The 8,954-nt window shown below is 66.0% G+C and carries 12 protein-coding genes; 2 read left to right on the plus strand and 10 right to left on the minus strand.

Annotated features, from left to right (window positions below):
• Positions 1–2 precede the first annotated feature (2 nt).
• From LH128_RS14265 to ispH, 4 genes are all read right to left on the minus strand, one after another.
• On the minus strand, positions 3–1,106 hold the full coding sequence (locus LH128_RS14265; protein ID WP_008830350.1) for an FUSC family protein: 1,104 nt from the start codon (positions 1,104–1,106) through the stop codon (positions 3–5).
• 140 nt (positions 1,107–1,246) lie between these two features.
• The gene (gene rnhA, locus LH128_RS14270; RefSeq protein ID WP_008830351.1) at positions 1,247–1,681 is read right to left on the minus strand and encodes a ribonuclease HI; all 435 of its coding nucleotides are present in this window, start codon (positions 1,679–1,681) and stop codon (positions 1,247–1,249) included.
• Positions 1,678–2,664: a homoserine kinase gene (gene thrB / locus LH128_RS14275; RefSeq protein WP_037519456.1), complete on the minus strand. Its 987-nt coding sequence runs from the start codon at positions 2,662–2,664 to the stop codon at positions 1,678–1,680. The genes rnhA and thrB overlap by 4 nt, the downstream gene beginning before the upstream one ends.
• 3 nt (positions 2,665–2,667) lie before the next feature.
• Complete coding sequence (ispH, locus tag LH128_RS14280) at positions 2,668–3,642, minus strand: 4-hydroxy-3-methylbut-2-enyl diphosphate reductase (RefSeq protein ID WP_008830353.1); 975 nt, start codon at positions 3,640–3,642, stop codon at positions 2,668–2,670.
• A 68-nt stretch (positions 3,643–3,710) separates the two neighbouring features.
• On the opposite strand from ispH, the gene LH128_RS14285 reads away from it, so the two are divergent.
• Positions 3,711–4,370 (plus strand): hypothetical protein, encoded by a 660-nt coding sequence (locus LH128_RS14285; protein ID WP_008830354.1) that lies wholly within the window; start codon positions 3,711–3,713, stop codon positions 4,368–4,370.
• 171 nt (positions 4,371–4,541) lie between these two features.
• Here the strand turns inward: LH128_RS14285 and LH128_RS14290 are convergent, their stop codons facing one another.
• From LH128_RS14290 to LH128_RS14315, 6 genes are all read right to left on the minus strand, one after another.
• Positions 4,542–5,306, minus strand: coding sequence for a lysophospholipid acyltransferase family protein (locus LH128_RS14290; RefSeq protein ID WP_008830355.1), 765 nt, complete (start codon positions 5,304–5,306; stop codon positions 4,542–4,544).
• Between the two features lie 8 nt (positions 5,307–5,314).
• Positions 5,315–5,758 carry a Fur family transcriptional regulator gene (locus LH128_RS14295; protein WP_008830356.1) on the minus strand — a complete coding sequence of 148 codons (444 nt, stop codon included), beginning with the start codon at positions 5,756–5,758 and terminating at the stop codon, positions 5,315–5,317.
• 191 nt (positions 5,759–5,949) lie between these two features.
• Positions 5,950–6,396, minus strand: coding sequence for a MucR family transcriptional regulator (locus LH128_RS14300; protein ID WP_008830357.1), 447 nt, complete (start codon positions 6,394–6,396; stop codon positions 5,950–5,952).
• A gap of 167 nt (positions 6,397–6,563) precedes the next feature.
• Positions 6,564–7,022 (minus strand): GNAT family N-acetyltransferase, encoded by a 459-nt coding sequence (locus LH128_RS14305; RefSeq protein ID WP_008830358.1) that lies wholly within the window; start codon positions 7,020–7,022, stop codon positions 6,564–6,566.
• On the minus strand, positions 7,019–7,648 hold the full coding sequence (gene tsaB / locus LH128_RS14310) for a tRNA (adenosine(37)-N6)-threonylcarbamoyltransferase complex dimerization subunit type 1 TsaB (RefSeq protein ID WP_008830359.1): 630 nt from the start codon (positions 7,646–7,648) through the stop codon (positions 7,019–7,021). Before tsaB ends, LH128_RS14305 begins: the two co-directional genes overlap by 4 nt.
• Before the next feature lie 34 nt (positions 7,649–7,682).
• Positions 7,683–8,258, minus strand: coding sequence for a NifU family protein (locus LH128_RS14315; protein WP_008830360.1), 576 nt, complete (start codon positions 8,256–8,258; stop codon positions 7,683–7,685).
• 129 nt (positions 8,259–8,387) lie between these two features.
• Here LH128_RS14315 and LH128_RS14320 point away from each other — a divergent pair.
• On the plus strand, positions 8,388–8,954 hold a 567-nt coding region (locus LH128_RS14320), incomplete at its 3' end, for a M16 family metallopeptidase (protein WP_008830361.1).

The following is an 8,954-nucleotide window of genomic DNA, read 5'->3' on the forward strand; positions in this document are numbered from 1 at the left end:
CATCATTCCGCGTTCGGGGCGTCCGGGGAGCCTTGCGGCACCTTGCGCCCCGGCGCGACGAAGTGCCAGGCGAGCAGCACCGGTTCCAGTACTGCCATGCCGACGAACACGCTCAGCAGGCGCTGCGCAGCGGGGCCGGCAGCGGCATGTTCGTAGCTGTCGGGCACCAGCACGACCAGCACTGCCAGCGTGAACTGCAGGCCAAGGTAAGTGACCTTGGGCAGACCGTTCTCGATATGACGGCCGATGATGATGCCGAGGCAGGTGCCGGCGATGAGCACCGGTGCGCTTCCTTGCGCCAGAAGCAGCACGACCAGTGCCAGCCCGCCGCCCGCGATACACCCGAGCGCGCGCTGGAACAGCCGCCGGGATACGGGGACGAAGCCGCTGGCGCCGATCCCGGCGACCGGCACGATCATCACCGCCATGATCGTCACTGCCGCCTGCGGCAGCTCGGGCAGGTCGAACAGCGCGTGGAGCAAAGGCAGCATCGCGATCGCAAGCCCCGCCTGCGAGGCATGGCGCGCCGCGTGAGGGTGCCAGCGCATCCGTTCCGGCGGGGCCTTGCGATCCATCCACCAGCGCTTGCCTGCCAGCGCGCCTGCCGTCAGGCTCACCAGCGTGCAGGCGACGGTGCCCGCGACGACTTCCAGCAGGCGCGTCTGGGCGAAGTGGATAGTGTCGAGGTCCGGCCGCTCGATCTTGTCGAACAGGATCATCTCGAAGGTCAGGCCGAACAGCAGCCAGGCGTAAGCGCGCCGCGCCGTCAACATCCCGTAGAGACCGATCGCGCCGACCAGTTCGGCTGCGATCATCGCCAAAGGCAGCGAGCGCGCGGCATAAGGCACCACCAGCAGTGCAAGGCCCGAGCCTATCGCCGTGCCGACGATCCGCATCACCCCGCGCACAAGCGTCTCCGCCACGTCGCTCTTGAGCAGGACGAAGGCGCTGAAAGCCGCCCATGACACCATCTCCGCGCCGATGGCACGGGCGATGACGATCGCCAGCAATACGGAGGCGACGCAGGCCCACTCGTCCGCCATACGCGGGCCGGGGGTGACGAGCGCGCGGATTTCGGTCTTCAGGATCGGGGGAAGAGAGAGCATCGCGGTGACCTTAGAAAACCCACCCCGCTGCGACTAGGCGATAAATCGCCAAATCTCGCGACCCTCCCGCAAACGGGAGGGCAAGTTCATGTCTCCCCTCCCGCAAGCGGAATGGGCCGGGGATGGGCCTTCGCTTTGCGTTAAGCCGCCGCCTTCGCCGCGTCGCTCGCCAGCTTGTCCACGCGCTCGTTCTCGGCATGGCCGCTGTGGCCGCGCACCCATTGCCATTCGACCTTGTGGCGACCGGCGGCCTCGATCAGGTCGTGCCACAAGTCGGCATTGCGGACCGGCTGCTTGCTGGCGTTGATCCAGCCCTTCTTCTTCCAGCCGTGGACCCACTTGGTGATCCCGTCGATGACGTACTTGCTGTCGGTGAAGAGGGTGACGTCGCAAGGCTCGATCAGGGCGCTCAGGCCCTTGATCGCGGCCGTCATCTCCATGCGGTTGTTGGTGGTGTCGGGCTCGCCGCCCGACATCTCCTTCTCGTGCGGACCCATGCGCAGCAGAACGCCCCAGCCGCCGGGGCCGGGATTGCCCTTGCAGGCGCCGTCGGTGAAGATCTCGACCTGCTTCATGCGAATACTCCCGCATTTTCCGGGTTCGCGTAGAAATCCAGACGCCGGGCGAAGGCCATCGGGTCCTTGGGCGTCACGAGCGCATCGGCAGGCGTATTGAGCCAGTCGTAGGCCCGTGTCGCCAGGAAACGCATCGCTGCTCCCCGCGCGAGCAAGGGCAGCGCCGCGCACTCGGCCTCGCTGAGCGGGCGCACCGCGGCATAGCCCTCGAGCAGAGCGCGGGAGAGCGCCGGGTCGAACCGGGCGCCGTCGGAACTGAAGCACCATGCCGCATGTGTCACGGCAACGTCGTAAGCGAACAGGTCGGTGCAGGCGAAGTAGAAGTCGATGAGTCCTGTAACCTTGTCGCCGAGCATCAGGACGTTGTCGGGAAACAGGTCGGCATGGATCACGCCGCGCGGCAGATCGGCGGGCCACTCGGCGGCCAGCAGCGCCAGTTCGCGCTCGACGATTCGGCCAAGTTCAGGGTGGATCGATTCGAGCGCCTCGCGCCCGCAATCCTTGAGCAGTTGCTGCCAGGCCGGGAGCGCCAGCGAGTTCTCGCGCGATGCGGGGAAGTCAGCCGCCGCCAGATGGATCTGCGCGAGCGCTCCGCCGACCGCACGGGCTTGCTCGGGCGTTGGCTCGGAGACTGAGACGCCGGGCAGGAACTCGATCAGCGCGAGCGCCTTGTCGCCCTCGGGCGTGCGGTGCAGGCGGTGGCTGGCGCCCTCGCAGTCGTGCATGGTGCGGGCGACGGGCGCGCCGTGCGCGGCGAGGTGATCGAGCAGATCGAGGAAGAACGGCAGGTCCGCGATCTCGGTGCGGCTCTCGAACATCGTCAGGATGAAGCGGCGCGCGGTTCCGGCTTGCTCGGTCTCGATCAGCCAGTTGCTGTTGGAGACGCCCTCAGCGATGCCCTTGGCGGACGTCAGCGTGCCGACGTCGAACGCGGCGATGATCCCGGCCATCTCTTCGGCGCCGAGCCTTGTGTAGACTGCCATGGTTCAGCGGGCCAGCTGGCGGGGGAGCTTGAAGGTCATGTGCTCGCGTTCGGTCACGATTTCCTCGGCCGCGACGGTGCGCAGCTCCTTGATGCGGGCGATCACTTCGTTGACCAGTTCCTCGGGAGCGGAAGCCCCTGCGGTGAGGCCGACGGTGGCGATGCCTTCCAGCCATGCCGGATCGATCTCGGTCGCGCGCTGGATCATGTGCGCAGGCGTGCCGCAACGCTCGGCGACTTCGACGAGGCGCAGCGAGTTGCTGCTCTTGGGCGAGCCGATCACGATCACCAGTTCGCACTGCGGCGCGATCTGCTTGACCGCCGCCTGCCGGTTGGAGGTGGCGTAGCAGATGTCCTCGGCCTTGGGCGCGACGACCTGCGGGAAGCGGGCCTCGATCGCCTTGATGATGGCGTGGGTGTCATCCACCGACAGCGTCGTCTGCGAGAGGTAGGAAAGCTCGGTGCCGGGCGCGAATTCCAGCGCGGCCACGTCCTCGACGGTCTCCACCAGCGTCATGTTGCCTTCGGGGACCTGGCCGAAAGTGCCGATGACCTCGGGGTGCCCGGCGTGGCCGATGAACAGGATGTGGCGCCCGGCCTCGATCTGGCGCTCGGCCTGACGGTGGACCTTGCTGACCAGCGGGCAGGTGGCGTCGAGCCATTCCAGCCCGCGCGCACTGGCGGCTGCCGGGACCGACTTGGGCACGCCGTGAGCGCTGAAGATCACCGGCACGCCGTCCGGGACTTCGTCCAGTTCCTCGACGAAAACGGCGCCCTTGGCCTTCAGGCTGTCGACCACGAACTTGTTATGGACGATCTCGTGGCGCACGTAGACGGGCGCGCCGTAAAGCTCGATCGCACGTTCGACGATCTCGATGGCGCGGTCCACCCCGGCGCAGAAGCCGCGCGGGGCGGCGATCAGGAGGCGGATCGGGCTATCGGCGGCACTCGCCGTCGTGGACTGAAAGGGCGCGTTCATGTTCGTCCCCCTAGCGCTTTGCCGCGCGCCTCGCTAGGGCAAGCGCACGCCATTCGAGGAAGTTCACGATGAATGCACGCCGCCTGACCGCTACTGTCCTGTGCTCCGCCGCCGCGATGACCGCGCTGAGCGGGTGCAAGACCAAGGGCGAGATCGTGGTCGATCAGGGCGTCGGCATCACCGCCGTGCGCTCGAAGTGCCCGGCGGTCGGCATTCCCGACTACACCGGCGACATCACCACCTTCCGTGGACCGGCAAAGACTGCCGACGCGATCGACGTCACAGCCTCGATGACCCAGGTGCGTGCGCAGTGCGACGAAGCCGTGGGCGAGAAGGTGACTTCGACGGTGACGTTCCAGGTGCTCGGCCGCCGCAGCGACACGGCCGGGGCGCGTCAGGTGACGCTGCCGTTCTTCGTGAGCGTGCTGCAGGGCGGCACTTCCGTGATCTCCAAGCGCGTGGGCAACGTGACGCTCAGCTTCGCGGACGGGCAGGCCCGTGCGCAGGCGAACGTGAGCACCAACGCCTTCATCGATCGCGCCGCCGCGACGCTGCCCGACGAGATTCGCGACCGCATCACCCGCAAGCGCAAGGCCGGCGATACCGACGCTGCCGTCGATCCGCTGTCCGAGCCCGAGGTCAAGGCTGCGGTCGCCCGCGCTTCGTTCGAGGTGCTGGTCGGCTTCCAGCTCGACGAAGGCCAGCTGGCTTACAACGCCACGCGTTGAGGGTGTGGCTGGGGCGTGTGAGCCTCGCCTTCTTCCGCGTGATGCTTCCGATTGAAAGTTTGCCGTCATCCCCGCGAAGGCGGGGACCCAACTGACGCCCGTTCGACAGGCACCATCAGGAGATGGGTTCCCGCTTTCGCGGGAATGACGACGATATAATCGAAGCTGGGGTCAGAACCCCGTTCGCGCCGCTTCGATAGCTGTTCGAGCGGCCGCCGCCATGCGCTTGCGGTCGGCGCGATCCTCGGGCGAGAGCGGCGGCAGGAAGTGAAGCGTCAGGTCCACCGGCCGCCAGCGCGCCAGAATGGCGAGAGCATTATCGAGCCCCGGTTCCTCGCCCACCCAGGCTACCGTGCGGGTTTCCGCACCGTAGTCGAGCCACACCGGCTGCACCGGAATATCCGAATCGCCCTCGATCGCGGACAGCAGCGAGGACTTGAATGCCAGCGTGCCGGTTCCGTCCGAAGTCGTGCCTTCGGGGAAGATCGTCAGCGCGCCGGTATCGCTCAGCGCGGCGCGAACCTGCTCGATTTGAGCGGAGACGCTGCGGCGTTCGTGCCGGGCGACGAAGACGGTGTCGTTCATTTCGCACAGCCAGCGCAGCGGGCCGATCTGCGCGAGGCCGTCATGCGCGACGAAGGCGCTGCCGGTGCGCCCGGCGAGGGCGAGGATATCCAGCCAGCTGACGTGATTGGCGAGGAAGAAGGTGCGCCGGGCCGGGCGGGCGCCGCGAACCTGCACGCGAAGGCCCGCGATGGCGCCGACACCGCGCAGGAACCGGCGCGGGACCGGGTTGCGCGCGGTGAACGGTGCGAAAATGTAATAAAGCGCCACGCTCGCGACCAGCAATGCCAGCATGGCGGCAAGGCGCAGCGCGATCAGCGGCCAGCCCCAGGCCGCGATACGGCGGTCGGCGAGGGGCATGGTCGTGGTCATGGTATCGCTTAGCGGCGCGGAGTGGTCTCGCCGTCCTCGCGGTCGAGGCGGACGCCGTAGAGTTCCATGCGATGGTCGACGAGGCGGTAGCCCAGACGCTCGGCGATCTGGCGCTGCAGGGCTTCCAGTTCGGGATCGACGAATTCGATGACCTGGCCGCTCTCGACGTCGATCATGTGATCGTGGTGCGCCTCGGGCGCGGCTTCATAGCGGGCGCGGCCGTCGCCGAAGTCGTGGCGATCGAGGATGCCTGCCTCTTCGAACAGGCGCACGGTGCGGTAGACCGTGGCGATCGAGATGCCGGGGTCGATCGCGGTCGCACGTTCGTGCAGCTTTTCGACGTCGGGGTGGTCGGTGCTTTCCGATAGGACCTTGGCGATCACGCGACGCTGTTCGGTGATGCGCAGGCCACGCTCGGCGCAGAGGGCTTCGATGTCGATGGGTTGGTTCACGGTGGACCTGTAAGTAAAGAAGAAGGCGCACCGCCTAGATAAGGCGATGCGCCTGCAATCACAACCGAGTTGGACGGTCGGTTACCGGGCCCTGGCAATCGATCGCACCCTTTGTCCCCGGAAAATCGAATTTCCGTAACGTGAGTGCGGGTGCGTCGGAGGTCAGGCCTCGGGCGACCGCCCAAGAAGGATCAGGCTGCGGCGGTCTTGGGCTTGCGACCGCGGCGCGCGTTCGACTTGCGGCCCAGGCCGATCTTCTTCGCCAGTTCGCGGCGCTTCTCGGCATAGTTGGGGGCGACCATCGGGTAATCGGCGGGCAGGTTCCAGCGCGCGCGGTAGTCTTCCGGGGTCATGTTGTAGTGCGTCATGAGGTGGCGCTTGAGCATCTTGAGCTTCTTGCCGTCTTCAAGGCACACGATGTAATCGGGCTTGACCGAGGCGCGGATCGAAACGGCAGGCTCGGGCTTCTCTTCCTCAACCACGGGGGCGCCGCCGAGGCCGGCGAGGGCACCGTAGACGTTGGTGATGAGAGTGGGAAGATCTTCGACCGAGACGCTGTTGTTGCTGACGTGCGCGGCGACGATGTCCGACGCGAGCGTGATCAGCGTCTCGTTCAGGTCGGTCTGGATGGTTTCCATTTCTACTACGTCCTTTGGTGCGACCAAGTTATTCAGGCGGCAAACCTTTGCAGGTCTGCCTGTGCGACGCAATGAACGATTTTCACGACGAGTGCAAGTTCGATTCAAAGTTGCACGTGACTTGCATTAATCGATTCATGAATGAAAAGGGCCACTTCGACCCTATTTCAACCGATGTCGCAGGCAAATGTAACAGCGTCGAGCCGCTGACCGCTTGGAGTGCGATAGTATTCGCGTCTTTCGCCAATCGGGTAAAAGCCGAAATTTCTGTAAAGTGTTTCGGCAGGATTACCTCTTCTCATTTCGAGAAGCAGCCGATGCGCGCCGCGACTGATAGCACCGATGCGAAGGTTTTGGAGAAGTGCGCGCCCAAGTCCTTGTCCGCGACTTTCGGGGGTTACCGCAAGGAGCAGAAGTTCTTCTTCTTCAAATCCGGTGCGCGACAAGAAAAAACCCGCGGCCGATTCGGTCTCGTCCGGTATGTGACCTTGCGCACACAAGACTTCGTAATGGCAGTTCCCGAACTTCAGCGCGTCCTCGACTTGGCGGCGATTCCACGCTTCGCCGTAGACCGGGTCGAACGATGCGGTCATGACCGCCATGATCCGGTCGATATCGTCGATCATGCCGCCCCCGCAGGCAACTTGGCATCGGGGCCGCGTCCGTAGAGCGGATGAGTTTCCGTCAGCAGCGCCGTCTCGGGCAGGAGCAGAAAAGCGCGCGCGTCGGGAAGCAGGGGCAATGCCCGCCCGGAGCCTCGCGCCGCGATCAATGCCTGCGCCTGGCTGCCGACGACGAGTTCTTCGGTCACCGAAGTGGCGGCGGCATCGGGGCGCAGCGAGGCGAGGGCGTGTGTGCCGGTGCCGTCAGCGGCGAAGCTCTCGACGAACCATTCGCCGTGCCCGCCCGAGGTGGCGACGGCAAGCGGCCGGTTCCCTTCGCTGCCGCGGGCCATGGCTGCGATGAGGGCCAGTGTGGGATAGCCGACCGTGTGCGCTCCCCAAGCCAGCGCCAGCGCGCGAGCGGCGGCGAGGCCGACGCGTACGCCGGTGAAGCTGCCGGGGCCGAGCGCGACGGCGATGCGGTTCGCGCGGCCCTTGCCGGGCAAGGCGGCGATCATCGGCACCAACGCTTCGGCATGGCCGCGCCCAAGCAGGCGATACTCACCCGCGACGAGGGTATCGCCCGAGAAGAGCGCGACCGAACAGGCGTCGGTCGCGCTGTCGATCACCAGGGTGGAGGCGGCCGTCACGCGAATATCCCGCGCCGCGTCGTCATCGCGCCGTTCAGGCCGCGCGGACTTCGCTGACTTCGGGGACGTAATGCTTGAGCAGGCTTTCGATGCCATGCTTGAGCGTCGCCGATGAGGACGGACAGCCCGAGCAGGCGCCCTGCATCGAGAGGTAGACGACGCCTTCGCGGAAACCGCGGTAAATGATGTCGCCGCCATCGTTGGCGACGGCCGGGCGCACGCGGCTTTCGATCAGGTCCTTGATCTGGGCGACGATGTCGGCGTCGGCCGGGTCGTCGCCATAATCCTCGTCCTCGGCCGGAACCGAGAAACCGCTGGCGTCGCCGCCGGTGAACAGAGGGGCTTCCGAAACGAAATGGTCGAGCAGGATCGCGACCACCTGCGGGCGCAGCGAGGGCCACTCGACGCCGGGCGCCGCCGTAACCGCGATGAAGCTGCCGCCGAAGAACACGCTGACCACGTCACCGAGGTCGAACAGCGCCTGTGCCAGCGGCGAGGTTTCCGCATCCTCGGGCGAAAGGAATTCGCGCGTGCCCGAAGTCATGACCTGCCGGCCGGGCAGGAACTTGAGCGTCGAGGGATTGGGCGTTGTTTCGGTTTCTATGAACATGGTGATTGCGATTTAGGTGAAGTGTCGGGAGGGTCAAGGGTACAAGGGCCATGAAAGCGGCGAAACGAGCGCCGAAATGACGGCGCTATTCACTGGCCCTTAAGGAGAGGCCTCCCTATACCTTGCGTAATGACGACCTCCCCGCGCGCCGCTCGCTCGCTCGCCTGCCTGCTTCTCCTTGCCCAGGCTCCGATTCCGCTCCTGTTGGTGCCGGAGGCGCAGGCGCAAACCGCGCAGCCTCAGTCGGTGCCCGATACTGCGCCGATCGTGGCCCCCTCGGTCGGCCAGGCCGATCCGTGGCTCTATCGCGGCAGCGACATTCCGCATGATCCGGAATGGCACTTCGGCGAACTGCCCAATGGCATCAAGTATGCGGTGCGCAAGAACGGAGTGCCGCCGGGCCAGGTCTCGATCCGCATCCGCGTCGATGCCGGTTCGCTCTACGAGACCGATGGCGAGCGCGGCTATGCGCATCTGCTCGAACACATGCTGTTCCGCCAGTCCAAGTACATCCCTGAGGGCACCGCGATCGCCGCGTTCCAGCGGCTTGGCGCGACTTTCGGCAGCGATACCAATGCGGTGACTTCCACTACGCAGACCGTGTTCAAGCTCGACCTGCCCAATGCCACGCCGACTTCGCTGGACGAGACGTTCAAGCTGATGAGCGGCATGGTCACCGCGCCGACGCTCTCGGCC

The sequence above is a fragment of the Sphingomonas sp. LH128 genome, from assembly GCF_000293195.2.
Taxonomy (GTDB): Bacteria; Pseudomonadota; Alphaproteobacteria; order Sphingomonadales; family Sphingomonadaceae; genus Novosphingobium; species Novosphingobium resinovorum_A.

Bases quoted from the DNA above. Each gene is read 5' to 3' on its own strand.
- LH128_RS14265 (WP_008830350.1), bottom strand. From the start codon at position 1,106: ATGCTCTCTCTTCCCCCGATCCTGAAGACCGAAATCCGCGCGCTCGTC.
- rnhA (WP_008830351.1), bottom strand. From the start codon at position 1,681: ATGAAGCAGGTCGAGATCTTCACCGACGGCGCCTGCAAGGGCAATCCC.
- thrB (WP_037519456.1), bottom strand. From the start codon at position 2,664: ATGGCAGTCTACACAAGGCTCGGCGCCGAAGAGATGGCCGGGATCATC.
- ispH (WP_008830353.1), bottom strand. From the start codon at position 3,642: ATGAACGCGCCCTTTCAGTCCACGACGGCGAGTGCCGCCGATAGCCCG.
- LH128_RS14285 (WP_008830354.1), top strand. From the start codon at position 3,711: ATGAATGCACGCCGCCTGACCGCTACTGTCCTGTGCTCCGCCGCCGCG.
- LH128_RS14290 (WP_008830355.1), bottom strand. From the start codon at position 5,306: ATGACCACGACCATGCCCCTCGCCGACCGCCGTATCGCGGCCTGGGGC.
- LH128_RS14300 (WP_008830357.1), bottom strand. From the start codon at position 6,396: ATGGAAACCATCCAGACCGACCTGAACGAGACGCTGATCACGCTCGCG.
- LH128_RS14305 (WP_008830358.1), bottom strand. From the start codon at position 7,022: ATGATCGACGATATCGACCGGATCATGGCGGTCATGACCGCATCGTTC.
- LH128_RS14315 (WP_008830360.1), bottom strand. From the start codon at position 8,258: ATGTTCATAGAAACCGAAACAACGCCCAATCCCTCGACGCTCAAGTTC.